We start from the raw sequence: 25,219 nt of genomic DNA on the forward strand, positions 1-25,219 counted from the left end.
CTAGCCTTCCTGGTTCTTCGCATTGATGGAACGCAATGCCTGACTCATATGAGCACCGACCTTAGCGATGAACGGTTCGTCGATGATCTGGATGTGCTCCCCGCCAACCGGGACCACCTCGAGATCGGAGACGAACTCGCCCCAGCCACCATCGGGCTGGCGAGTCGCGTACGCGGGCTCGAAGGTGATGGCGTCATCGTGATACCGGTCGGCCATGTACAGCGTCATATGCCCGTCGAAGGACACCGGCGTCGAGGTGTCGATGGCCCGTTGATCCAGGTAGGACGTGCGCTGGTGCTCGATGATGCCGCCCGGAATCTCCACGCCGGCGGCCTTGACGGCCTCCAGCACGAACCGCACCTGCCCCTCGTCGTCAAGCTCCTCGAGTTGCTCGTAGGGGATCTCCGGGATCTGCACGTTGAAGGTCTTCTCCGCGAACTTCGCGTAGCGATCCCAGCGTTTGCGCGTCTCCTCCGTGGTCGTCAGGATCGGCGTCCCGGGGCGCACCCCATCGATATTGCCGACCCAGGCGACCTCGGCGCCGGCCTCCTTAAGACCCACCGCGCAGGCGTACGCCAGTACCGCACCCAGTGACCACCCGGCGAGGATGAACGGGCCCTTGTGCAACTCCAGCAGCTTCGGCACGTACTGGGCGGCCCGCTCCTCGATGGTGCCTTCGACACGTTCGAAGCCGAACATCGGCGTGCCCTCCGGCAGCCGCTTCAACAGTGGCTCGTAGACCACTGTCGAACCACCCGCAGGATGGAACACGAAGACGGGAACCGTGGCGGAACCCTCCTGCCGGGGTGCAAGCGTCCGCACGAAACCGTCGATCTTGCCGGCCTCCAGGCGGCTGCGGACAACCTCGCCGAGTGCCTCGATGGTCGGCGCGAGCTTGACTTCCTCGGCGCCGATCTCGCCGTCCGCACGCTGCGAAAGGCGTTCAGCGAGTTTCTCTGCCGTTGCGTCATCGATCTTGGGCAGCGCATTGAAGATGCTGCCCGGCGACTCACCGGTAACGATGGCCCACGTGGCGAAGGCCACGCGTTCGGCCGCATCACGCGGCGGCACATCAGCGTTGAGTGCCTCGGCGATCGCCTCCTGGTTCATCGCGGCAGCGGCCTTGGCCAATTCCGACGTCTCCGCCGAAAGGGCCGACTCCGCGGCGGGAGCGCTGTCGACCGTTTCGTTGGAGGATTCTGGCTCCGCCGGCTGCGGCACCGCATCCAGCACCTTCTCCAGATCAGCCTTTGACAGCATGCCGCCTGTCGGCGCGGCCTCCTTGAACTCATCGGTCTGCTGGTAGTCGTGCAGCTCGTGCACGGCGTCCGGGTTCTCCAACGCGTAGATGACCAGCCGCTCGACATCGAGCAGGTTGGCATCGCGCACGGCCTGCAGCTGAATGGGCGGCAGGTCGAAGTCGAATTCGACGCGGTTCTTGATACGCACTGCCATCAACGAATCCAGACCCAGCTCGATCAACGGCACCTCACGCGGCACGTCCTCGGGCTCGTAGCCCATGGCCAGCGACACGATCGCGGCCAGGCGCTCGATAACCGGTTCGCCGGACTCCTTGCTCCACTTCTTGAAGTCGGCGCCCGCGCCCGCCCCGGAGAGCAGGTTGTCGTGAATCTCTTCGGGCACTTCGTCTTCCACGACCGCGACCGCTTGTGCCGGGGCAGCCGTCACCGTCGCCGAACCGTTGGTGGCCACACCCGCGGCGGTCGCGAACGGCAAGGCACCGCCCTGACCGGCACGGGAGACCACTGCGTCGTAGACGAGCGTGAACGACTCACCGATGCGGGCGTGTACCTGCACGGTGGCACCACCCGGGTGCCGCGACAGCGTGGTCACCAGCGTGGATCCCTCGCCCGGGATGGCCCGCTGTTCAAAGGCAGTGAGCTGTGCACCCGAAATAACCGATGTCGCCGCCGTTTTCACCAGCTCGGCGAAATCGACCCCGGCGGTCTCTCGCGGGCTCCACTCCCAGACATGCTTGCCATCGGGCAGCGAGACGTGCGTGCCCGGGATGCGGGTCGACCCGTCGGCGCTGAAGTGAGCGGGCAGCCAGTGCGGCTTGCGCTTGAATTCTGTGGCGGGAATCGGCGCGTAGTCCGACGACTTGGCGGCCTTGTCGAACAGTGTCCGCGGATCCAGGGCGTGGCCGTGCACGTACAGCTGCGCCATGGTCTTGACCAGGGACTCGACCTCGTCCTCCTTGCGGGCGAGGGTCGCGATCAGCTGCGCGTCGGGCAGACCGGACGCCATGGTGGTGAGACCAACCTGCATGAGCGCCACAGGATTCGGCGCCAGCTCCAGGAAAGTGGTGTGGCCGGCTTCGACGGCATTGCGGGTGCCGTGGGTGAAGTAGACCGAATGCCGCATTCCCTTTTTCCAGTAATCGACATCGTGCAGCGGCTCACCGCCGGGGCGGAAATAGTTGCCCTCGTGCACCGTCGAGAAGATCCCGACGGTCGGAGTTGTCGGCTCGATGCCCTGTAACTCTGCGGCGAACTCGCCGAGCAGCGGGTCCATCTGGGAGGTATGGCCGGCGCCCTTGGTCTGCAGCTTGCGGGCGAACTTGCCCTCGGCCTCGCAGCGCGCCACGATCGCGTCGATCTGCGCGGGCGGACCGCCGATGACGGTCTGCGACGGGGCTGCGTACACGCACACCTCGAGGTCCGGGAAATCGGAGAACACCGTCTTCAGCTCATCGGCCGAGTACTCGACCAAAGCCATCAGCCGGATGTACTCGCCGAACAGCATTGCCTCGCCCTCACCCATCAGGTGAGCACGCGAGCAGATGACCCGGGTGGCGTCAGCCAGTGACAAGCCACCCGCGAAGTAGGCCGAGGCGGGCTCGCCCAGCGACTGCCCGATCACTGCGGTGGGCTTGGCGCCGTGCGCCTTGAGCACCTCGCCCAACCCGATCTGGATGGCATAGATGGCGATGTTGCTGGTTTCGATGCCGTACTCATGCGAATCGTCGAGGATCAGCTCGACGACGGAGTAGCCCCGCTCGTCCTGCACGTAGGAGTCGACCTTGTTGATCCACTCGGCGAAGAGCGGATCACGCAGGTACAGGCTCTTGCCCATCTTCCGGTGCTGCGCACCGAATCCCGCCATCACCCACACCGGGCCACTGCTGACGGGTCCGTCGGCGGAGTACACATAGGGCTTCTGCTTGCCCTCGGCGACGGCGCGCAGTCCCTTGACGGCCTCTTCGTGGTCGTGTGCCAGCACCACCGCGCGCGAGCGGCCGTGGTTGCGACGTGAGAGCGAACGGCCGATGGACTCCAGCGAGTACGACTGCCCCTCTTCGGTTTCCATCCAGTCGGCCAGGGCCGCCGCAGCGGCCTTCTTGCGCGAGGAAAGGAAGCCTGAGATGAACAGCGGCACAACGGGAGTCACCGGCTCTTCATTCGACAGCGCGGCCAGTGCCTCATCCCGGAGACGCTTGGCCTCATCGGTCAGTCCGGGCAGTTCTGCCGGCTCGTCGGAGTACCCGCCCAGGAACTCGCCGTACTCGTCAAAGCGGGTAGCAACGGAGTCGTCACCGCTGCCGTCGGTATCTTCCTCTGCCGCAGCGTGTTTGCCATTGACGTCGGCGTCCTCATCGGATTCGGACGGGTCCGCCGGTTCGACCAGGTCGATGGGCAGCACCTCACGCACCACGATGTGGGCGTTGGCGCCGCCGAATCCGAAACCGGAGACACCCGCGATGGCGTGGCCGCTGTAGCGCGGCCAGTCGGAAACCTGATCGACGACCTTGAGGCGGATGGCGTCGAAGTCGATGTACGGGTTGGGGCCGGTGTAATTGATCGACGGCGGAACCTTGTTGTTCTGCAAGGCCAACACGATCTTCGACAAGCTCGCGGCGCCGGCCGCGGACTCCAGGTGCCCGAAGTTCGACTTCGCCGAGCCCAGTAGCGCGGGCTTGTCGGCGTCGCGGCCACGGCCCACCACCCGGCCCAGGCCGTCTGCCTCGATCGGATCGCCGAGGATGGTGCCGGTGCCATGCGCTTCGATGACGTCGACGGTGCGCGGATCGATACCGGCGTCCTTGTAGGCCTTGCGCAGTACCTCTGCCTGAGCATCCGGGTTGGGCGCGAGCAGACCGTTGGACCGGCCATCGTGATTGACCGCGGACCCGGCGATGATCGCCATGATCGGGTCACCGTCGCGCCGCGCATCAGAGAGCCGCTTGAGTATCAGCATGCCGCCACCCTCGGAACGGCTGTAGCCGTTGGCATCCTGCGAGAACGACTTGATGCGGCCATCCGGCGCGAGCACGCCGCCGACCTCATCGAATCCGACCGTTACCACTGGGGTGATGAGCGCGTTGACACCACCGGCCACCACCACGTCGGCCTCGCCGCACCGCAGGGCCTTGACCCCCTGGTGCACCGCGACCAGCGACGAAGAACATGCGGTGTCGACGGCGACGCTTGGCCCGCGGAAGTCATAGAAATACGAAACCCGGTTCGCGATAATCGAACTCGCGTTGCCGGTGATGGCGTACGGGTGCGTGACGGTGGGGTCGGCCACCGACAGGTAGCTGTAGTCGTTGTTGGAGCTGCCGATGTACACACCGACACTCTGACCCTTGAGCGCAGACGCCGGGATACGGGCGTTTTCCAGTGCCTCCCAGGTCAATTCGAGAGCGATCCGCTGCTGCGGATCCATGTTGTCGGCTTCCATCTTGGACAGCGTGAAGAACTCGGCGTCGAATCCCTTGATGTCCTTGAGGTATCCGCCACGGGTGCTGGCCTGCGCAACGCGTTCGGCGATGCGCGGCTCGACGGTGAACTCTTCCCAACGCCCCTCGGGCAGGTCGGTGATGGCGTCGCGGCCTTCCAGCAGCGCCTCCCACAGCTGCGCCGGTGAGTTCACATCGCCGGGCAGGCGCGTCGACAGACCGATCACCGCTATGTCGAATTCGCCTGCGGCAACGTTGGGATCGCGTGACCAGTCCTCTTCACCGGCGTCCGGCAGCTCCGGTTCACCCTCGATGATCCGGGTGGCCAGTGACTCGATGGTGGGGTGCTGGAAGGCGACGGTGGCCGTCAGCGTGACCCCGGTGAGGTCCTCGATATCGGCAGCCATCGCCACCGCGTCGCGCGAGGACAGGCCCATCTCCACCATGGGCGCCGACTCGTCGACACGGTCGGGGCTCACCCCGGTGGCCTTGGCGATCCAGTCGCGCAGCCATGCGCGCATCTCCGGGATGGTCAGCTCGCCCTGCGGTGCCCCGCCCGCGGGAGGCGCGTCCGAACCGGCACCGCCATCTGTCGCCTCCGGAGCCTCGGGTTCGGTCTCTGGTGTCGAATCCTGTTGCGTATCAGTCATGTTCGAGCCCTCTCCGGGGTGTTGCGTACGGACGACCGTGTGTGAACGGTTACTGCCGGTCGTCGGGGAATGCGGTCTGCTGGTATCCGCCGCGCAGGCTGCCGTCCAGATAGCTGGTCCGGGCGGCGCGGCGGGCGATCTTGCCGCTGGAGGTCCGGGCGATCGAGCCTGCGGGCACCAGCAGCACGTCCCGCACTGTCACGCCGTGACGCACCGCGATGGCGGCGCGCACATCGTCGCCGACCGCCTGGTTGTCCGACTTGTGTCCGCCCACGCTGCGCTCGCCCACGATCACCAGCTGCTCCGAGGAATCCTCCGGGTCGTACTTCAGACCGGCATGCGGATTGTCGAAGACCACCTGCGGCAGCTGGTTGGCCGGTACCGAGAACGCGGCCACGTATCCCGGGCGCAGCGCCTTGTTGGCCTCCTGCGCGGTGAACTCCACATCCTGCGGGTAGTGGTTACGTCCGTCCACGATGATGAGGTCCTTGACGCGGCCGGTGATGTACAGCTCGCCGTCGACCCATACTCCGAGGTCGCCGGTGTTGAGCCAGTTGGCGTCATCGGGCACGCCCTCGGCGTGCGATTCGGAGATCCGTGACTTGAGCGTGTTGTGGAACGCTTCGCGGGTCTCCTCCGGACGGCCCCAGTAGCCGGACCCAATGTTGTTGCCGTGCAACCAGATCTCGCCGATCTGCCCGTCGGGGAGTTCCGACGCGGTCTCGCCGTCGACGATCACGCCCCATTCATCCCGGGCCATCCGGCCGCTGGACACCTGAGTCACCGAGTTGTCGGCACCCGGCTCCACCTGCACGATGCGCCCGGCGTTGAGTTCGGTGCGGTCCACGTGCAGCACGCGCGCCCGCTCCGTGTTCCAAATGGTCGAGGTCACGAACAGAGTGGCCTCGGCCATGCCGTACGACGGGTGAATCGCCCTGGGATCAAAGCCGTACGGCTCGAAGGCATCGCAGAACTTCTTGATCGAGGCCGTGGACACCGGCTCGGAACCGTTGATGATCGAGTACACGTTCGACAGGTCCAGCGGCGGCTCGCCCTCCTTAGGCACACCGCGCAATGCGCAATGCTCGAAGGCGAAGTTGGGCAGCGCCGAGAAAGTTCCACCGTGATCGTCGCCCTTGACGGCCATTTCGCGCAGCCAACGCAGGGGGCGGCGGATGAACGCCGCCGGGCTCATCACCGTCATGTACCGGCCGATCATCGACGGCACCATCACCGTGATCAGGCCCATGTCATGGAAGAACGGCAGCCAGGTGGTTCCGCGCAGATCTTCATGGCTTTGTTGTCCCTGTTTGGCCGACAACGCGTCGATCAGCTGCAGCAGGTTGGTCGCAAGGCCGAGGTGCGTGATCTGCACACCGGCGGGCGCGCGGGTCGAGCCGGAGGTGTACTGCAGGTAGGCGATGGTGTCCTTGGTGGCCACCGGTTCAACCCAGGTCGAACCCACGTCTTCGGGAATCGCATCGACGGCAATGACGCGAGGACGCTCCTTGGGCGGGCGATTCCGGAAGAACTTGCGCACGCCCTCGGCGCAATCGGTCGTGGTGAGCACCGCGGACGGCTGGCAGTCGTCGAGGACAGCGTGCAGACGGCCCGCATGGCCGGCCTCGCTGGGATCGAACAACGGCACAGAGATCGCGCCGGCATAGAGCGCGCCGAAATGAGCGACGAGGTAGTCGAGGCTCTGCGGGGCCAGGATGGCGACACGGTCACCCGGCTTGGTCACCTGCTGCAGGCGGGCCGCCACGGCGCGGTTGCGCGCGCCGAACTGCGACCAGGTGATGTCGATATAGGCACCGTCGCGCTCTGTCGAGAAGTCGAGGAACCGGTAGGCCAGGCTGTCGCCCTGCGACTCCGCCCAACCCTCAACGTGGCCAACGATGCTCCCGTCCTCGGGGAACTTGATGTGGCCCGCCGAGTCGAGGAACGGGTTGTCGAACGCCATGTGTGCTTCTCTCCTATGACGGCGCATGATGCGCGTTTCGCGGGCCTGAGGCATTCGCGAGCACGCGTCATCGCGAACGTCAAATCCTCGATGATCCTACCGAGAGGCGATCGCGTACTACGGCAGCTCAGGCGGCCATTCGCGACGAGATTATCGGTCAGCGTCAGCCAGCCAAAATCACTCAACCTCACGAACGACTTGCAGTCTTATTTTTCTCTTAATCTTAGGCGAGCGTACCGTGCCCGCCAAATATCTCGGCGCCCTGTTGCGAAGATGACATCGACACTTGTCAGCCGTGCTTGGGGTGGGGCGCCTTCTCGATGAGCCCCTCGGCCCAGTTGGTGGTCCATACCGTCGCCGGCTGGCCGTCGATCTGCCAAAACTCCGGCGTGGCGTACAGCGCGTGTACCGGGGCACCTGCGCCCCCGGACAGAATGTCCAGCGTCTTACCCAGGTTGGAGATATTGAAGGCGTCCGGCGGCGCCGCGCAGATGAGATCCCCGGTTCCACAGATCTGGTTGGTGCGATCGTTGAGCTCACCAAATCCGCCGGGACGCGGCCCCGACATCTTCAGACCGAAGGAATCCAACACCCCCAGATCGCCCAGGGTGACTTCGGCGCCCTGTCCGGGCGGGTTGGGCCCTGGCGACAGCCCGACCCCGTCCTGGCGGCGGCCGTCTGCGATCAATGTCACGCCGAGCACCAGGTCCTGATCGACGGGTCCCTCGCCGTTTCCGATCTGGTTGGCGATGTCACCGGCGATCACCGCACCCTGCGAGAAACCAACCAGAACGTAGCTGGTGAGCGGGCACCGGTCGTACATCTCGGAGAGCTGCTTGACCGCCCGGTCGGTGCCTTCCTTGCGGCTGTCGTTGTACGACATCTGATTGTCATTAGCGAACGGGTTGTGGAACTGGGCGGTGTACGGCACCGTCCACGTCTCCAGCCGGGCTTTATCGAACTTCTCGGTGATCGGCCGGGACACGTTCAGCAGCAGTGACCGCGGGAACTCGGTCGGATTGAGTGGGTCGTCGGTGCGTGACGACTCCCAGGTACCCGGGATGATGAGCGCCTGCACGTCGGGGCAGTCGGCGCTCTGGAAGGCCGGCCGCGGCTTCTGGCCGGGACGCGTCAGCGGGGGTGTCGTCGTCGTCACCTGCCCCGCGGGGGGCGTGACGTCGTCGGGCCTGCGGACGATGACCACGATGATCGCGATCACCAGGATGACGACGACGGCAACGGCCAGCGCCGCGGCCAAACCGAGAATCCGGTGCCGTTTACTACTCGAGGTCTTGGGCATGTGTCTCCTGGCCGTTCGTGACGTGCGGTCTCGCAGCTTGCTCCACGGTACCGGGAGCCCCGAGCGAGGCTACCGAACCGATGCCACCCGCACCTGCGCAAATGATCGTCACAGCACAGAATTCGTTACTCGATTGTGGCCGTCGGCGATCCCGAAACGACAAAAGCGGCGACCACCGAAGTGGCCGCCGCTTTTGCGATTGTCAGTGATGACTAGTGGCTACCGAGGTAGCTCACCATGTCGGACTTCATGGCACGGAGCTGGTTGCCCCAGTAGGTCCAGTTGTGCAGACCACCCGGAGGGAACTCCACGTGGGCGTTCTTGCCGCCGGCGGCGGTGTAGGCATCGACGTACTTCTTGTTGATGCCGATGGCCATGCCCTCGAGGAAGCCACCGGTGAAGTTCTCGAAACCGTTGCGAGTGGCGTCCAGGTCGGTCGCGTCACCGCTACCGCAGTAGATCCACAGCCGGGTGCCGTTGGCCACCGTCTTGTCGATGTTGAGGAACGGGTCGTTGCGGACCCACGCCGGGTCGCTGTCCGGGCCCCACATGTCCTGGGCGCTGAAGCCGCCGGCGTCGCCCATGGCCATACCGACCTGACCCTTCATGTCCGAGGGGTTCAGGAAGCCCGAGAGCGCACCGGCGTAGATGAACTGCTGCGGGTGGTAGTTGGCCAGCGTGAGGGCGGACGCGCCACCCATCGAGAGGCCGACGACAGCGTTACCGGTCCGGGACACACCGTTGTTGGCAGCCAGGTACGCGGGCAGCTCCTGGGTCAGGAAGGTCTCCCACTTGTAGGTGAAGACGCCGTCCTTGCCCTTGGCGGGCTGGTACCAGTCGGTGTACCAGCTGGACTGTCCACCGACGGGCATGACCAGCGAGATACCGGACTGGTAGTAGTCCTCGAACGCAGTGGTCTCAATGTCCCAGCCGTTGAAGTCGTCGCGTGCGCGCAGACCATCCAGCAGGTAGAGGGCCTTGGCGCCGCCTCCCTGGAATTGGATCTTGATGTCGCGGCCCATGGATGCCGACGGCACCTGCAGGTCTACAACAGGGAGACCCGGACGCGAGAAGGCATTCGCTACCGCTGAACCACCGGCGACGCCGATAAGTCCTGGTAGAACAGCCGCAGTGGCGGCCACGGCCGCAAGTCGACGCGCAGTCGCGCCACGCATATGTGTAAAGAGCTTCATTACCTCAGTATCCCGTCTGCTTCAGTCGGCGTTACATGTCAGGCCGACAGACATCCTGTGGGGTCCCCGAGGTAGTCAACCACATCAGGGCGGCTGTCAACACATCCCGTCACGGTTGTTGGTGCTCCGCAACCGGACCGATGTGGTCTTGAGACACAATCCGGCGAAAAGACGAAAGAGCGGTGGCCACCTGCCAAAGACAGGGTGGCCACCGCTCTTTTGACTGCTTACGCCTAGTGGCTCTGCAGGTAGGCGACCATGTCAGACTTCATGGCCCGCAACTGCTGGCCCCAGTAGGTCCAGTTGTGGATACCGCCCGGAGGAAACTCCACGTGGGCGTTCTTGCCGCCGGCCGCGGTGTAGGCCTCGACGAACTTCTTGTTCGAACCGATGGCCATACCCTCAAGGAAGCCACCGGTGAAGTTCTCGAAACCGTTGCGGGTGGCGTCCAGGTCGGTGGAGTCACCGGTGCCGCAGTAGATCCACAGGCGCGTGCCGTTGTCGATGATCTTCTGGATGTTCAGGAACGGGTCGTTGCGCTGCCAGGCCGGATCGCTGTCCGGGCCCCACATGTCCGATGCGCTGAAGCCACCGGCGTCGCCCATGGCCATACCGATCTGGAACTTCATGTCCGACGGGTTCAGGAAGCCCGACAGCGCACCCGCGTAGACGAACAGCTGCGGGTGGTAGATCGACAGGGTCAGCGCGGCCGAGGCACCCATCGAGAGACCGACCACAGCGTTACCGGTCTGCGAGATGCCCTTGTTCGCAGCCAGGTACGCCGGGAGCTCCTGAGTGGTGAAGGTCTCCCACTTGTAGGTCCAGACACCATCCTTGCCCTTGGCCGGGTTGTACCAGTCCGTGTAGAAGCTGGACTGTCCGCCGACGGGCATGACCATGGAGATACCGGACTGGTAGTAGTCCTCGAACGCGGTGGTCTCAATGTCCCAGCCGCTGAAGTCGTCGCGCGCACGCAGACCGTCCAGCAGGTAGACAGCCTTGGTGCCACCGGGCTGGAACTGAACCTTGATCTCGCGGCCCATCGACGCCGACGGCACCTGCAGGTACTCGACCGGAAGCCCGGGACGCGAGAATGCGCCCGCAATCGCCGAACCACCGGTGACGCCGACAAGACCCGGCAGCACGGCCGCGGCCGTGGCAACTACAGCCAGCCGACGCGCGGTAGCACCACGCATCTTCGAAAAGAGCTTCATTTACTTCGTTTTCCCATCTGTTTCAATCGATTTCCCACGCGCAGGTCAAGGGATTTGATGGACGCCCATCGCATACTCGCGCGGTAGTCAACCACATCTGAAGGACCTGCAGCACCATCACTATGTGCGCCTGCGGACCTTCTCAAGGTGCCCCGAGACCCTAGCCATTGATCGTGGCAATCAGATCACCCTTGAGGGCCTGCAGTTGCTGTCCCCAATACGGCCAGGAGTGATTCCCGGACGAGGGGAAGACAAATGTGGCGTTGCTGCCGCCGGCTGCGGCATACGCCTGTTGGAACCTCTTGTTACCGCTGACTGCCAGCGACTCCAAGCTGCTCGCGCTCAGCGCGACACCGGCATCGGCGTTTTCGTCGATGGGTGTCGAACCACCAGGAGCGCAGTAGATGTAGAGGCGAGTCCCGGCCGCGACCAACGCCTGGACCTGCACGGTGGGGTCGTTGCGCCGCCACGCCGGATCCCACGGCGGGCCCCACATGTTGTCGACGCTGTAACTACCGGCGTCGAGCATCGCGACCCGGATCGCGTTGGTCATGAAGATGGTCGACGGATTGAGGAACCCCGAAAGCGAGCCCGCGAATCTGAATTGCGCGGGGTGAAAGGCGGCCAGGATCAATGCCGCGCCACCACTCATCGAGAGTCCCACCACGCCATTACCCGTGGCCGATATTTGCTTATTGGTGGCCAGATAGGCGGGCAATTCCTGAGTGAGGAACGTTTCCCACTTGTACGTGTACGGCTGCTTATTGAGCGCCGACGGCGAATACCAGTCGGTGTAGAAACTCGACTGGCCGCCTACGGGCATGACCACCGAAATCCCCGATTGGTAGAACCACTCGAAGGCCGCGGTGTTGATATCCCAGCCATTGAAGTCGTCTTGGGCGCGAAGTCCGTCGAGCAGGTAAACCGCCTTAGGTCCCCCACCCATGAACTCGACGCGGATGTTGCGTCCCATTGAATTGGAGTAGACGTCCAGGTATTCGACCGGAAGTCCCTCGCGCGAAAAAGCATGCGCGGTGGCGGGGTTGACCGCCAAGCCCGCAGCCATCGCCACGGGCATCACAAACGCCGCTAACAGGGCCGTCAGCACGCGGCGGGCTCTCACGCGCACGCTCATCTGGGGTCCATCCGTTTCATTGGGGAAAGTCACAACTGTCACTTCTGTAACGCAACATTGCGTCTGAAGTGTCTGACACGGTCGTCTTCGTATCGCGACGACGGGGCCGCGGCGTTACCTAATTGGGATCTCGATTCGGACACAGAAGCCCGCATGCACGATCACGTCGAGGACCCGGACGGGAACGCTCCTCTAGGGACCGGTCGCCGGAAGCCCAGTGTACGGGGGGGTATCCAGCTTCGGCATCGGCAGACCGCATCGGGCCAGCTCAAGACGCGGCACACGGTCGAACCGGTAGGTGGTGAACTCGGCGGCGTGCAGCAAGTTCGACACGAAAAGCCGAGGTGAGAGGGGCCGGCGTATCGAACCCAACATCGCTTCGGTCCGCGGACACTTGAGTGCCTCCACGGCCTCGGCGACCCAGTCCTGGCTGAGATACCGCGGGATATACGGGTAGCGCTTAAGCCAGGGTCCGTCGGCAATCATCCACTCCGGGAACAGATCCTTGTCGTGGCCGATGCGTCCATCCGTGATGCGCGTGGTGTGCGCGGCCAGCGGATTGGCCAACCCGATCTGGTCCACAATCCGCACATCCAGGCCCAGGTTCATGCCGAGCATGCCCAAGTTGGTGAACAGAACCGCGTGCGGCCCACGGTAATCGTGCGGGATCGGGGGCGGCGGTGGGATGGCCGGCACCACATCCCACTGGTCGTAGTTCCCCGAGGGCAATAGGAGCGCCCCATCCGGGGTGTTGTCGATCGCCACCAACACCGCGCGCATGCGCGGGTAGTTCAGGTAGTCCGCGGCGGTCAGCGGATGCGCGATGCCGGTCGCCTGCGCGTAGAAGCGCCGTTCGTCGACGATGCCGCTGTAGGTGACCTTGGTGCCGTCACCCCCCATTCCCGGCGAGTTGGCCACCCACAATGCCCATCCGGCGATACCCGCGAAAAGTCCGATGGTGGCCCCGGTGAGCAGACGAGCCTGCTTGGGCGTAAAGGCCGCGCTGTCCGGCGCTGCCAGCGGAACCACCGCGATGGGCAGCAGCATGCAGAACACCGGGGTCAACAGCACACGCGCGTGCATGAAATCCCCACCCTGGCGTATCCAGTACAGGCCCTGGATGAATCCGCTGGCGAGCATGAAAATAACTACGGCGGTGGGGTTTTGGACAAGCCGCGCCAGCCACCCGTAACCCGGGGCGGCCACCTGGCGCACCCACCATTGACCGCGACGGGCCTGGTAGGCGGCCACACCGAGGGCGATGAGCAGCACCGCCGGCACCCATATGAGATACGGGGAGTTCATGTTTTGCAGGTAGACGAAGCCCTGCCCCCATTTGGAGCCCGACGCGTCCTTCGCGATGGCTGTACTCGGCACCAATAGGCCGTAGTAGCCCATCCGGAAAATCTGGTACAGCACGGGCAGCGCTCCGCCGGCCGCCACGATGTACACCCGGCTGGTGAACCCGCGGGCGGCGATCAGCATCATCACCAGGAAGCCACCCCCGACGAGAGCCAGCTCCGGACGGATCAGCACGCTCAGCCCGGCCATGAAGGCCAGCCCTATCGTGAATCGTCTACTGAGAACGTCTTTCTGATCTTTACGGCCGGCATGCACGATCCGTGGATCCACCGGCTGGTGTGGGCCGCCGCGCCGATCAAGGGTCACGGGCGCGCGCACGGCCTGCGCCCAGATCACCATCATGAGCCACAGTCCGCCCAAATATGCCAGCACCAAACCGTTTTCCAAGCCGGAGGTGGCGAAATCACGGGCCGGCGGGATCGCGATGTACACCAGCATTCCGGCGGGCACCATGACCGCGGCACGTCCGGCAAGCAGCGGCGCATACAACCGGGCGGTGCCCAGAATCGCCAGCGCGACGCCGACCAGGCTGAGCACCAGCGACAAGGCCAACGCCACGTACTCCAGGCGAATACCTCCGCCGGCCCAGCCACCCAGATATGTCAGGTAGGTCCACACCGTGGAGGTGTTGGCCTCTACCCGTTCTCCCTTGTTGAAGACGGGTCCGTTGCCCGCCAGCAGATTTCGCACGGTACGCAGCACGATGAGACCGTCATCGGCGATCCAGCGCCGCTGCCAGGCCCCCCAGCCGAACAACACAGTCACGGTGAGAACGCTGACCCACACCGTGAAGCGGGTCAGGCCATTCGCGCCCGGGCCGGGTTGGGGGTTATGAGAAGTAGAAGGCCGCACCGAGCGATCCGATCCATGCGACGAACAGGAATTGCAACACCCTGTCCCCCAGAGCGATCTCCTCGGGCTCGCCTGCCTCGCCCCCGTCGACATCGACCGCGTAGCGCAGGATGGCGATGGTGAACGGGATCATCGATGCCACAAACCAGGATCCGGCGCGGTGGTCACGTTCGAAGGCCCACAGTCCGTAGCAGACCACGATCGCGGTGGCCGACAGCGTCCAGACGAACCGCAGGTAACTGGATGTGTATCCCTCGAGCGACTTACGGATCTTGGCGCCGGTCTTCTCGACGATCTGCAATTCGGCATAGCGCTTACCCGCGGTCATCATGAGCGACCCGAAGGCCATGATCAGCAGGAACCACTGCGACAGATACACGCCAGCGGCCACACCACCGGCGATCGCCCGAATGAGATACGCCGATGAGACGATGCAGATGTCGATGACCGGCTGGTGTTTGAGGCCAAAACAGTAGGCCAGCTGGATGGCGATATAGATCGCTATCACGATGACCAGATTGAGGCTGACCCGAGAGGCGATGCCCAATGACCCGGCAACCAACACGACCGCAAGCCCGTACGCGGCGGGTATCGGCAAGACCCCTGCGGCGATCGGCCGGAACCGCTTGGTGGGGTGCTGCCGGTCGGCCTCGACATCGCGGGCGTCGTTGATCAGGTAGATCGACGACGCCGCCATGCTGAAGGCAACAAAGGCGATAGCGACCCGGATGAAAATACCCCGGTAGTCGTGCGGCGAAATGTCGCCGAGCGCCGCCAAAGGCGCCGCGAAAACCAGGACATTCTTCACCCATTGACGCGGACGTACCGCCTTGATGATCCCCGAGACGAGATTCTTGGGCGGGCCTGCGGTGGGTGCCGGCTCCTCGCTCATACCTGTTCCTCCTTGAGCGCCAGGCGCGAGTCCGCCCGGCGAACGGCCGTGCCGATCAGCGCGCCCAAGGCAGCGCCGGCGGCCACATCTGTGGGGTAGTGCACGCCAAGAACTAACCGCGACAACGCCATCGGCGGAATCAGCAGCGCGGGCAACGGCAATCCGGTCAGCGGCGCCAACAGCACCGCGGCGGCCGCGGTCGAGGTCGCGTGCGAGGAGGGGAAGCTCAACCGGCTCGGGGTACCGACGTTCACCCGCACCGCCTCATGGCTGGGACGACGCCGGCGCACCACACGTTTGATGATCACCGACGCGGCGTGGGCGCCAAAGGCGCCCGCACCCGCGGCCAACCAGCTGCGCCTACGGGCCTTGTCTCGCCTGTTGATGGCGGCGCCGATCAGCGCCGCAGCCACCCAGCCGATGCTGTGCTCACCGAAATGGGACAGACCGCGGGCGGTGCTCAGCACCCCGGGCCGACCAGCGAGGGCCGACTGCACGGCGACAAGAACCGCGGTCTCCCCCTGGGGCGCGGTCACCTCGCCCGGCAGCAGACCGGTCATGCACTCACCCCGGGATTCACGGACTGGGCCGCCGAATTGTCCTTACCAATGCCCAGGATGTTCTCCCACTGCTCTTTACTGGTCAGCGTCGGCAGCGCGTTGCGGTAGGTCTTGCGCATCTTGTTGAAATTACGCATCAGCTGCAGGTGGCGACGCGCCGACGCGCGCAGCAACTCGAACATCTTGGCCCGATCGCGCTGGCGATACACCACACCACGCCCGTCGGCGGTGGTGACGGTGACACCGTCGACACGGCACAGCAGGAACCAACGGGCATCCTGGGTCGCCACGTTCAGCTCCGGGCGCACGTGATGCTCGGGGTTTTCCTTCTTCAGCTGATGAATCACGCCGCGGGAGAGCCGTAATCCGATGGCGGGCAAGGAAACCGGCGGCTTGTGCACCTTGCGGCGCCCGGAAGGCGAGGGCAGCGAGGTGGCTGTCGGGAGTACGACGGCGTCCGGGAACTGCTGACGCATCTTGCGCACGTCGGGCAGTGCCGACTCGAGGATCGACGCGATGTGCTCAGGCCCTGCCAGGAAGTCGTCGATGGCCTGGTTCTGGATGGCCACGGTCGAGTACTCCAAGCACAGTAAGTGCTTGAGGGTGGCCTTCAGCGAGCTGGCAAGCAGACCGCGGATCGGGTTGTCCCAATGCAGAGCCGCCACCACCAGCCGGTTACGCAGGTGGAAGTAGGCCTGCCAGTCGATGGCGTCGTCCTTGTCGCTCCAGGCCATATGCCAGATCGCGGTGCCCGGCATCGATGCCGTGCCGTAGCCGTGCTCGTTGGCGCGAAGCCCGTACTCGACGTCGTCCCACTTGATGAACAGCGGCAACGGTTGGCCCAGCTCCTCAGCGACAGCGCGGGGGATCATGCACATCCACCAGCCGTTGAAGTCGACGTCGATGCGGCGGTGCAGCAGCTTGCTGCGGTCTTGTTCTATGTCGTCGAGCGCAAACTTGGCGAAGTCGTGGTCGTATTCGGCGAACGGCGCTTTGCTCCACATGAAGTTGTCACGGTTGACCATCTCACCCATCACATGCAGGTGGGAGGGCTCCTGCAAGTTGAGCATCTGGCCACCGACGAGCATGGGGGACTTGGCAAATCGGCTCAGCGCCAGCGCCCGCAGGATCGAATCCGGTTCGATGCGGATATCGTCGTCCATGTAGAGGATCTGCTCGCAGTCGGTGTTCTTGAGCGCCTCGTACATAACCCGGCTGTAGCCGCCCGAACCGCCGAGGTTGGGCTGGTCATGCACACGCAGCCTGCCCTCCAGCGGACCGGAGGCAGCCGCCCATTCCGGGTGGTCCTTGACCTTCTTGGCGCCCTGGTCGGGAACGATGACGGCGGTGATCACCTTGTCCACCAAAGGATCCGAGGTAAGGGCCTTCAGCGCGTTCACGCAGTCGTTCGGCCGGTTGAAGGTGGGGATGCCGACGGTGATGCTGGCCCGGCCGGGTGCGGCGGTCGGGGCGTACCAGCCCGCGTTGTGCACCGCCACCTCGGTGTCGGTGGTGACGTCGAACCAGATCCAGCCACCGTCTTCGAACGCATCCAGGCCGATCTCGAATTCGATCACCGCATTGGCACCGCTGAACTGAGTGCCGCCCACCGTGATTCGCGCACCGGTGGCCTTGGTCCGGTACACGTCGACGCGGCCGGCACCGGACAGCTCGATGTGCAGCACGACGTTCTCCAGCGTCGACCAGCGCCGCCAGTAGCTTGCCGGGAACGCGTTGAAATAGGTGGCGAACGAGACCTCGGACTCCGCGCCGATCTCCAGCGTGGTGCGGGTGGGTGCGTGTGCACGCCGGTCGTTGGTCTCGGACTCGACGATGTAGAGCTTGCGCACGTCGAGTGGCTCGCCCGGCCGGGGCAGGATCACTCGGGACAGCAGGCTCACCGCATGCGATTCCGTCGAATCGATGGGACCGAATGGGATGTCACTCATTATTCGTCACCTCCGGACAAGGGAGCACCGTCGGCCAGATGCGGCGCAAGCACGTTGTCGTACATGCTCAGCGCACTGGCGATCGCCATGTGCATATCGAGATATTGATAGGTACCCAGCCGTCCGCCGAACAGCACCTTCGATGAAGCTGTCTCCTGCTTGGCGCGGGCGCGGTAGGCGGTCAGAGTGGCCCGATCGGATTCGGTGTTGATCGGGTAGTACGGCTCGTCATTCCCCTCGGCGAACCGCGAGAATTCCCTCATGATGACGGTCTTATCCGTCGGGTAAGCCCGTTCCGGATGGAAGTGACGGAACTCGTGGATCCGGGTAAATGGCACGTCGGCGTCGTTGTAGTTCATCACCGGGGTGCCCTGGAAGTCTCCGGTCTCGAGCACCTCAACCTCGAAATCAAGTGTGCGCCAGCCCAATCGGCCGTCGGCATAGTCGAAGTAGCGATCCAGCGGGCCGGTGTACACGACCGGGGCCGACGGGTTCGCGGCGCGAAGATCGTCGCGCACCTGGAACCAGTCGGTGTCCAAGCGCACCTCGATACGGTCGTCGGCGGCCATGTTCTGCAGCCAGGCGGTGTACCCGTCGACCGGCAGACCTTCGTAGGTGTCGTTGAAGTACCGGTTGTCGAAGGTGTAGCGCACCGGCAGGCGGGTGATGTTGCCCGCGGGCAGCTCCTTGGGGTCGGTCTGCCACTGCTTGGCGGTGTACGCCTTCACGAACGCCTCGTACAGCGGGCGCCCGATGAGTGATATCGCCTTTTCCTCGAGGTTGGTGGCATCTTCGGTGGCGATTTCGGCGGCCTGCTCGGCAATCAGCGCCCGCGCCTCGTCGGGGGTGAAGTAGCGGCCGAAGAACTGCGACACCAGCCCCAGGCCCATCGGGAACTGATAGGACTGCCCGTTGTGCATCGCGAAGACGCGATGCTGGTACCCGGTGAACTCGGTGAACTGCCGCACGTAGTCCCAGACCCTCTTATTAGAGGTATGGAACAGGTGCGCACCGTACTTATGCACCTCTATACCCGTCTGAGGTTCGGGCTCGGAGTACGCGTTACCGCCGATGTGATGACGGCGCTCGACGACGAGGACTCGCTTGTTCAGTTGGGTCGCGGCGCGCTCAGCGATGGTGAGGCCGAAAAACCCGGATCCGACAACGATCAGGTCGAACTGCTGGTTTTCTCCGGTCACGTGCAGTCAGGGTACTGGACCGGTACCGCGAGCCCCTGACAGCGACATCCGCCCCGTGAAGAACGGCTGTACCCGGGTTCGCAGGTACGGATCCGGTCGCAATTGGCTCACGATTTGGTTTCGTCCCATTAGTCACACCAGTAACTCTGGTTACCATCGAAAGCGTCGGTTCCGGTGCCGATCCACCGATCCGACACCCGCGGGAAAACCCGTGACAGAACACGCAAAACCGCAGAACACCATAAGTGATCGACCCGATATTGAGGAGACTTCCGTGCCTAATCGTCGCCGCCGCCGGCTTTCGACAGCCTTGAGCTCGGTCGCCGCGCTGGCCGTCGCAAGTCCGTTTGCCATTGCCCTCGCGACCAACATGACCCAGGCCGCCGCGCCCGCACCCTCACAGCAGGAATTCGTGCAGGCCGCGATCGTGTCCGACCTCCCCGGTGAGGTCATGGGCGCTGTTCAACAGATGACGTCCCAGTTCGGCGTGCAGATCCCCGGGCTGTCCGGTCTCAACATCCCCGGCCTGGGTGGCGGAGGGCTCGGCAGCCTTGGCGGCGCCAACCCCGCGCTGACCTCGCCCGGTGGGCTCACCACTCCGGGCGGGCTCACCAGCCCCTCGTCGTCGCTGACCAACCCGGCACTGACCAACCCCGGACTCACCAGCCCGGGCGCTACCACCACCCCGAGTCTCACCGACCCGGCACTGACCAACCCCGGACTGACCAACCCGGCAGCTCCGGCCAGCACCCCGAGTCTCACCGGCACCGGCCCGACGGGCGTGAACCCGGCGCTCACCGATCCGGCCGCATCGACCGCGGGCCTCACCTCCCCCGGAGCTGAGGTCCCGATCACGCCGAACCCGGCACTGGGCACCGGCCTGACCAACCCGGCGCTCGCCGATCCCTCACTGGCGGGCCTCGGCACCCCCAGCGCGCTCGGGGGCGGCAGCGGACTCGGCGGCGGCAGCAGCCTGATCAGCGACGCGATGGGCGCCGTGAACCAGCTGGGCATCACCCAGGCGGTTGACCTCATCAAGGGCGCCATCCCGGCAGCCGCCTCCGCGGCAGCTCCGCCGGCCGGATAGGTCACACACAAACTAGGTAGCGAAACGGCACCGCAGGGCACAGAGGCTCTGCGGTGTCGTTGCGTCTGGCCAACTGGCTAAATATCAAGATCGACATTCGGCGCGTGTCGAATCACTAGTCACATTTGTCCCATACGTAACATCCCTGGTGGTCGTGTCGCTCCATGCGGCACGTCCGGTGTGATCCAGGAGAGACGACGTGCCAGTAAGAGTCAGCAAGATGCCCATGCGACGGCAGCTTGCGCTGGCTCTTGCCGCGACCGCAACGGTAATGACCGTCAGCGTGGTCGATCACCTCAAAACCGAGCAGGCCGAAGAGACCGCCATCACCTCTCAGTCGCTGCAGAATTCGGCGACTCACGAGGTCCTGACCGCGGAGGTCGGGTTACCCGGTCTGAACACACCGGCCACCGTGCACGACATCCAGCAGACCGAATCCTTCAGCCTGGTCGCCATCCGCGGCGAGGACCTGGCCTCCGTCAACGTTTCCGTGCGGGCGCAACAGACCGATGGCGGTTGGGGGCAGTGGTACGAGCTCCACCCCGTCGAGTCCGGCGACCCCGTGGCCCGGGACAAGGCAATCCCCGCGGCGACAGAGCCGGTATTCGTCGGCTCAACCCATTCCGCTCAGATCGCCGTGCAACCCCGCTACGGCGCGAACGTGAAGGCGCCGAAGACCGGCGGCGGCGACCCAGGCCTGGGGTACCGGCCGGCGAGCATCGAGCAGCCGCTGACCACCGGACTCGACGCCATCTTGATCAGCCCCAAGCTGGCACCACCCGATGGCGCGCGGTTCGAAGAGCGCTGGTCGGCGCCGATAGCGCTGCCCCAGGCGGGCCCGCGCATCATCACCCGTGCCCAATGGGGAGCCAATGAGTCGGACCGGTGCCCACCGGTTTACAACAGGGACGTGCGCGCGGGAGTGGTCCACCACACCGCCGGAAGCAACAACTACTCGCCCTACGACTCCGCTGCCATCATCCGGGCCATCTACGCCTATCACACCAAAACCCTCAAATGGTGCGACATCGCCTACAACGTGCTGGTGGACAAGTACGGACAGATCTTCGAGGGCCGATTCGGCGGCATCACCAACAACGTGCAGGGCGCACACACCGGAGGATTCAACGAGCACAGCTGGGGGCTGGCGCTGATCGGCGACTTCACTCGCGAGGAGCCCTCTCCCGCGATGCTGCAATCCGCCGGCCGCATGCTGGGCTGGCGACTGCGGCTCGCCGGCGTTGATCCCCGCGGCCAGGTGGACCTGGCGTCGGAGGGCGGACCATTCACCACCGTGCCCGGAGGAAAAGTCGTCACGCTGCCAACGATTTTCACGCACCGCGACGTCGGCAACACCGAATGCCCGGGTGAGGCCGCGTACCGCTTGATCCCCCGCCTGCGCGATATCGCCGCAGGCGCCGCCAACGGCGAGCCACCTGATCTGGTCGACGCGATGCGTGGCGGCGCCATCTACGACACCTGGATGCGGTTGGGCAGCACCGACAGTTCCCTTGGTGCACCGACATCCACTGAGCAGCAGGCTGCCGGTGATGCCCGCTTCGCGACCTTCCGCAATGGCGCGATGTACTTCTCTCCCGGCACCGGCACCCATCCCGTTGTGGGGGCGATCTACCACGCCTGGGCCGAAACAGATTTTGAGCGAGGATCGTTGGGGCTCCCGGTGACCGATGAAGTGGGCGAACCGAACATCATCGTGCAGAACTTCCAGAACGGCTCTCTGATCTACGACCGGGCCAGCGGCCGGGTGTCAAGCGTGATCAACGGAGAGACCCGCGAGATCCTCGGCGTGGCACCGGTGGCACAAAGTGCCCTGGCCGAACAGTTCTCAGCACCTGCCGCACCGGCAGCACCGCCTCCACCCGCACCGGCTCCGCCTCCCCCACCGCCCCCGGTAGAGCAGTTCGCGCCCGCCGCCTAGCGCCGGACGCACCTAAAAGATCTCAGCCCCACCAGCGTTCGAGAACCTTGGCCACCCCGTCATCGTCGTTGGTGGCAGTGATCTCATCGGCGGCGGCCCGTGCATCCGGGTGCGCGTTACCCATCGCCACCCCGTGCCCGGCCCAGCGCAACATGGCTACGTCATTGGGCATATCGCCAAAGGCGATCACCGATTCGGGCCGTACCCCAACCTGATCCGCCACCACCGCGATTCCGCTGGCCTTGCTGATCCCGGTGGGCATCACCTCGATAAGCCCGTTATCTGTGGAATAGGTGATGGCCGCACCTGCCTCGGTCACCAGGGGCGCGAGGACCTCGGCCATGTCTGCGCTACGGGCTCCGGCCTTGCGCACCAACAGCTTTACCGCGGGAAAGCTCAGCAGGTCGTCCAGCGACACCTCGGTGTTATCGGGATTCAGCCAGGCGTGCTCGTATCCGGGTGAGCTGACGAATTGCGGTGTCGCGGCGTCGTGTGCGCTGCGGCCGACCCGCTCCACCGCCAGTCCCACTCCGGGAATGGCTGCTTGGGCGACCTCGGCCAGCACGGCGAGCTCCGCCGGAGCGAGCGTCGCCGCCGAGAGGATCCGGTCACTGTCCGCGTCGTACAAAACGGAGCCGTTGGCGCACACCGAGATCGGCGCAAAGCCGAGGGCGTCGACGATGGGGGTGATCCAACGGGGCGGACGGCCGGTAGCCAGGACGAACGTGCTGCCCGATTCGACCGCAGCAGTGATGACCGCCCGGGTACGCGGCGACAGCAGCTCGTCGGAATCGATCAGCGTCCCGTCCACGTCGGACGCGATGAGGGTGGGAGGAGTCACGTGCGGTTCGGGCCTGTCTTCTTCTGGGCCCGCTTACGGGCGCGTTCTGCCAATTCCGCCGCATCGAGCGCGGCGGCTTCCTCCAGTGTGGGGGCGCTGCCGCCCAAGCGCCTGGGCAGCCAGTAGGCGCCGGGCTCTTCCGGGTAATCCCGTTGCGCCTGCGTCAGTACCTGCTCCATGGCGTCGTGCAGCTCGACGGTGGTGCGCTCGAAATCCGGGGATGCGTCCAGCGGCGGGCCAACCGCCACGTTGACGGGGATTTTGCTGTGGCCCAGGTTTTTTGGATGATCCTTCGTCCAGATGCGTTGAGCTCCCCAGACGATGAGTGGAACGATCGGCACACCGGCCTCATGCGCCATTCGGGCGGCTCCGCTCTTGAACTCCTTGAGCTCGAAGCTGCGGCTGATGGTGGCCTCCGGATACACCCCGACGATCTCGCCACTGCGCAGGCTGTCCACCGCCGCCTCGTAGGCCCCGTGGCCCGCGCTGCGGTCAACGGGAATCGCCTTGGCATGTTTGATCAGGAAGTTCATGATGGGCACCTCCTGCATCTCCGCCTTGAGCATGAACCGCAGACGCCGCCCGGCGCGGACCGTCGCCAAACCCGCGGGAAGAAAGTCGACGTAACTGGTGTGGTTGATCGCGATCACCGCACCTCCGCCAGAGGGGACCTGCTCCAGACCTCGATATCTGATCGTGGTCCCCGTGAGGAGGACCGCCGTTCTAGCCGTGATTTCGAGGAGTCGGTAGACCGGTTCCATCTAGCCGTCTTTCTGTGCCCCATCCTGCTGGGCCTGCTTTTCCGCCTCGCGGGCAGCACGCTGTGCCTTGCGCTCGGCGGCATCCTGGGCGTCCCACTGCGCGGCCTCCGCCAGCGTCGGCGCGGATCCGCCCAGCCGATGCGGCACCCAGTACTCACCGGCGGGATGCTGACCGTAATCGTCCTGCACTTCCAGCAGCAGGTGCTGCATGCGTGCGTGCAGCAGCGCGGTGAGCTCTGCAACCGGCAATGTCGGCGGGATCGGTGCGCCCACCGCAATCGAGATCGGCGTATTGGTGCGACCGAGGTTCTTCGGATGCCCCTTCGTCCAGATGCGCTGTGCGCCCCAGATGACGTGCGGCACGATCGGCACGCCAGCCTCGATGGCCATGCGTGCCGCCCCTGATTTAAATTCCTTGATCTCGAAGCTGCGGCTGATGGTGGCTTCCGGGTAGACCCCGACCAGCTCACCTGCCTTGAGCTTGCCGACCGCCTCGGCATAGGACGCGGCACCGTCTACGCGGTCCACGGAGATATGCCGGCACCCTCGCATGATGGGGCCGGTGATCTTGTTGTCGAAGGTTTCTTTCTTCGCCATGAAGCGCACCTTGCGTCCCTTTTTCTGAAGGAACGCCGGTAGCCCTGCGAAGGTGAAATCCATGTACCCGGTGTGGTTGATCGCCACCACCGCCCCGCCTTCGGTCGGCAGGTTCTCGACACCCGTGACGGTGAATTTCAGGCCTTGAACGGCCCAGACGGTGCGGGCAAGCCCGATCACCGTTCCATAGACAGGCTCCACGTGACGAGCCTAGCGCTGGCGGCCCGCTCAGTGCACTCGGATACCCGCCTAACGCTGAACCCCGCCACCGCCGTCAGCCACGATCACCTGGCCCGTGATGAACGAACCCGCGTCCGACAGCAGCAACAGCGCCGGGCCGATCATCTCGTCGGTGTGTGCCACACGTCCCATGAAGGATTGCGCGGCCATGGCATCGATGACCTCCTGCGGGTTCTGCTGCAGCATGTAGGTGTCGACTGTGCCGGGCGCCAGCGCGTTCACCCGGATACCGCGACCGGTGTATTCGACGGCCATCGACCGGGTGAAGGACATGAGAGTGGCCTTCATCGCCGCGTACATCGACAGCATCGGCACGTACTGGAACGCCGCCACCGACACCACGTTGAGCACCGACGCATGCTCACTGGCGGTCAGATGCGGCAGCGCCGCTTGCACCAGAAACACCGGACCACGCACATTGACGTCGAAGGACTTACCCAGCGCCTCCGGTGTGTAGCTGCCCATGGGCTGCGCGACCGGGTTCGCGGCGGCGTTCACCACGATGTCGACACCGCCATACTCGTCAACCGTGCTCGCGACCAGCCTGTCGATATCGCCCAGGTCCCCCATGTGGGCGGGCACGCCAAGTGCGCGATACCCCTTGTCCTGTAGCTCCTTTGCCGCGGCGGTACAGGCATCGGCCTTCCGGCTCGACACCACGACCGATGCCCCACAGGCGCCGAGAGCCTCAGCAATCGCGTACCCGATTCCACGAGTGCCGCCGGTGACGATGGCGGTACGTCCCGACAGGTCGTAGAGCGCTTGGAAGTCATTGAGGTTCACGTC

General features: G+C 64.9%; 17 protein-coding genes. 2 read left to right on the forward strand and 15 right to left on the reverse strand.

The annotated features are described in order from the left end of the window. The 11 genes from pks13 to glf all read right to left on the reverse strand — a co-directional run bounded on the left by pks13 (position 1) and on the right by glf (position 18,968). Positions 1-5,349, reverse strand: a complete 5,349-nt coding sequence (pks13, locus tag AOT83_RS11185; RefSeq protein WP_057965350.1) for a polyketide synthase Pks13 — start codon at positions 5,347-5,349, stop codon at positions 1-3. Positions 5,350-5,398: 49 nt separating this feature from the next. Further along, complete coding sequence (gene fadD32 / locus AOT83_RS11190) at positions 5,399-7,312, reverse strand: long-chain-fatty-acid--AMP ligase FadD32 (RefSeq protein WP_057965351.1); 1,914 nt, start codon at positions 7,310-7,312, stop codon at positions 5,399-5,401. A gap of 289 nt (positions 7,313-7,601) precedes the next feature. Then, complete coding sequence (locus tag AOT83_RS11195) at positions 7,602-8,612, reverse strand: cutinase family protein (RefSeq protein ID WP_057965352.1); 1,011 nt, start codon at positions 8,610-8,612, stop codon at positions 7,602-7,604. Positions 8,613-8,824: 212 nt separating this feature from the next. Beyond that, positions 8,825-9,805 carry an alpha/beta hydrolase family protein gene (locus tag AOT83_RS11200; protein ID WP_030096109.1) on the reverse strand — a complete coding sequence of 327 codons (981 nt, stop codon included), beginning with the start codon at positions 9,803-9,805 and terminating at the stop codon, positions 8,825-8,827. Positions 9,806-10,038: 233 nt separating this feature from the next. Then, positions 10,039-11,019 carry an alpha/beta hydrolase family protein gene (locus tag AOT83_RS11205; RefSeq protein WP_057965353.1) on the reverse strand — a complete coding sequence of 327 codons (981 nt, stop codon included), beginning with the start codon at positions 11,017-11,019 and terminating at the stop codon, positions 10,039-10,041. Positions 11,020-11,179: 160 nt separating this feature from the next. Then, positions 11,180-12,154, reverse strand: coding sequence for an alpha/beta hydrolase family protein (locus AOT83_RS11210; protein ID WP_030096111.1), 975 nt, complete (start codon positions 12,152-12,154; stop codon positions 11,180-11,182). Positions 12,155-12,346: 192 nt separating this feature from the next. Further along, positions 12,347-14,317 carry a flagellar motor control protein ZomB gene (zomB, locus tag AOT83_RS11215; protein WP_165592878.1) on the reverse strand — a complete coding sequence of 657 codons (1,971 nt, stop codon included), beginning with the start codon at positions 14,315-14,317 and terminating at the stop codon, positions 12,347-12,349. 28 nt (positions 14,318-14,345) lie between these two features. Continuing rightward, positions 14,346-15,260 (reverse strand): decaprenyl-phosphate phosphoribosyltransferase, encoded by a 915-nt coding sequence (locus AOT83_RS11220; RefSeq protein ID WP_046252141.1) that lies wholly within the window; start codon positions 15,258-15,260, stop codon positions 14,346-14,348. Continuing rightward, positions 15,257-15,820, reverse strand: a complete 564-nt coding sequence (locus tag AOT83_RS11225; RefSeq protein WP_030096114.1) for a phosphatase PAP2 family protein — start codon at positions 15,818-15,820, stop codon at positions 15,257-15,259. Before AOT83_RS11225 ends, AOT83_RS11220 begins: the two co-directional genes overlap by 4 nt. Beyond that, positions 15,817-17,769, reverse strand: coding sequence for a glycosyltransferase (locus AOT83_RS11230; protein WP_057965355.1), 1,953 nt, complete (start codon positions 17,767-17,769; stop codon positions 15,817-15,819). The genes AOT83_RS11225 and AOT83_RS11230 overlap by 4 nt, the downstream gene beginning before the upstream one ends. Next, a complete protein-coding gene (glf, locus tag AOT83_RS11235) occupies positions 17,769-18,968 on the reverse strand; it encodes a UDP-galactopyranose mutase (RefSeq protein ID WP_057965356.1) in 1,200 nt (399 codons plus the stop codon). Before glf ends, AOT83_RS11230 begins: the two co-directional genes overlap by 1 nt. 274 nt (positions 18,969-19,242) lie before the next feature. Here glf and AOT83_RS11240 point away from each other — a divergent pair, with 274 nt between their 5' ends. Continuing rightward, complete coding sequence (locus tag AOT83_RS11240) at positions 19,243-20,055, forward strand: hypothetical protein (protein WP_046252137.1); 813 nt, start codon at positions 19,243-19,245, stop codon at positions 20,053-20,055. Between the two features lie 199 nt (positions 20,056-20,254). Then, a complete protein-coding gene (locus AOT83_RS11245; protein WP_057965357.1) occupies positions 20,255-21,994 on the forward strand; it encodes an N-acetylmuramoyl-L-alanine amidase in 1,740 nt (579 codons plus the stop codon). A gap of 22 nt (positions 21,995-22,016) precedes the next feature. On the opposite strand, the gene AOT83_RS11250 is transcribed toward AOT83_RS11245, so the two are convergent. From AOT83_RS11250 to AOT83_RS11265, 4 genes are read right to left on the reverse strand one after another with little or no spacing between them, the layout of a single operon-like run. Beyond that, entirely contained in the window at positions 22,017-22,835 is an 819-nt protein-coding gene (locus tag AOT83_RS11250) for a Cof-type HAD-IIB family hydrolase (RefSeq protein ID WP_057965358.1), read from the reverse strand. Next, positions 22,832-23,596 (reverse strand): lysophospholipid acyltransferase family protein, encoded by a 765-nt coding sequence (locus AOT83_RS11255; RefSeq protein WP_057965359.1) that lies wholly within the window; start codon positions 23,594-23,596, stop codon positions 22,832-22,834. The genes AOT83_RS11250 and AOT83_RS11255 overlap by 4 nt, the downstream gene beginning before the upstream one ends. After that, complete coding sequence (locus tag AOT83_RS11260; protein WP_057965360.1) at positions 23,597-24,394, reverse strand: lysophospholipid acyltransferase family protein; 798 nt, start codon at positions 24,392-24,394, stop codon at positions 23,597-23,599. 48 nt (positions 24,395-24,442) lie between these two features. Continuing rightward, the gene (locus tag AOT83_RS11265) at positions 24,443-25,216 is read right to left on the reverse strand and encodes an SDR family oxidoreductase (RefSeq protein WP_030096122.1); all 774 of its coding nucleotides are present in this window, start codon (positions 25,214-25,216) and stop codon (positions 24,443-24,445) included. Positions 25,217-25,219 lie beyond the last annotated feature (3 nt).

The sequence above is a fragment of the Mycobacteroides sp. H001 genome (genome assembly GCF_001440005.1).
Lineage (GTDB): Bacteria > Actinomycetota > Actinomycetes > Mycobacteriales > Mycobacteriaceae > Mycobacterium > Mycobacterium gwanakae.

Bases quoted from the DNA above. Each gene is read 5' to 3' on its own strand.
- pks13 (WP_057965350.1), bottom strand. From the start codon at position 5,349: ATGACTGATACGCAACAGGATTCGACACCAGAGACCGAACCCGAGGCT.
- fadD32 (WP_057965351.1), bottom strand. From the start codon at position 7,312: ATGGCGTTCGACAACCCGTTCCTCGACTCGGCGGGCCACATCAAGTTC.
- AOT83_RS11195 (WP_057965352.1), bottom strand. From the start codon at position 8,612: ATGCCCAAGACCTCGAGTAGTAAACGGCACCGGATTCTCGGTTTGGCC.
- AOT83_RS11200 (WP_030096109.1), bottom strand. From the start codon at position 9,805: ATGAAGCTCTTTACACATATGCGTGGCGCGACTGCGCGTCGACTTGCG.
- AOT83_RS11205 (WP_057965353.1), bottom strand. From the start codon at position 11,019: ATGAAGCTCTTTTCGAAGATGCGTGGTGCTACCGCGCGTCGGCTGGCT.
- AOT83_RS11210 (WP_030096111.1), bottom strand. From the start codon at position 12,154: ATGAGCGTGCGCGTGAGAGCCCGCCGCGTGCTGACGGCCCTGTTAGCG.
- AOT83_RS11220 (WP_046252141.1), bottom strand. From the start codon at position 15,260: ATGAGCGAGGAGCCGGCACCCACCGCAGGCCCGCCCAAGAATCTCGTC.
- AOT83_RS11225 (WP_030096114.1), bottom strand. From the start codon at position 15,820: ATGACCGGTCTGCTGCCGGGCGAGGTGACCGCGCCCCAGGGGGAGACC.
- AOT83_RS11230 (WP_057965355.1), bottom strand. From the start codon at position 17,769: ATGAGTGACATCCCATTCGGTCCCATCGATTCGACGGAATCGCATGCG.
- AOT83_RS11255 (WP_057965359.1), bottom strand. From the start codon at position 23,596: ATGGAACCGGTCTACCGACTCCTCGAAATCACGGCTAGAACGGCGGTC.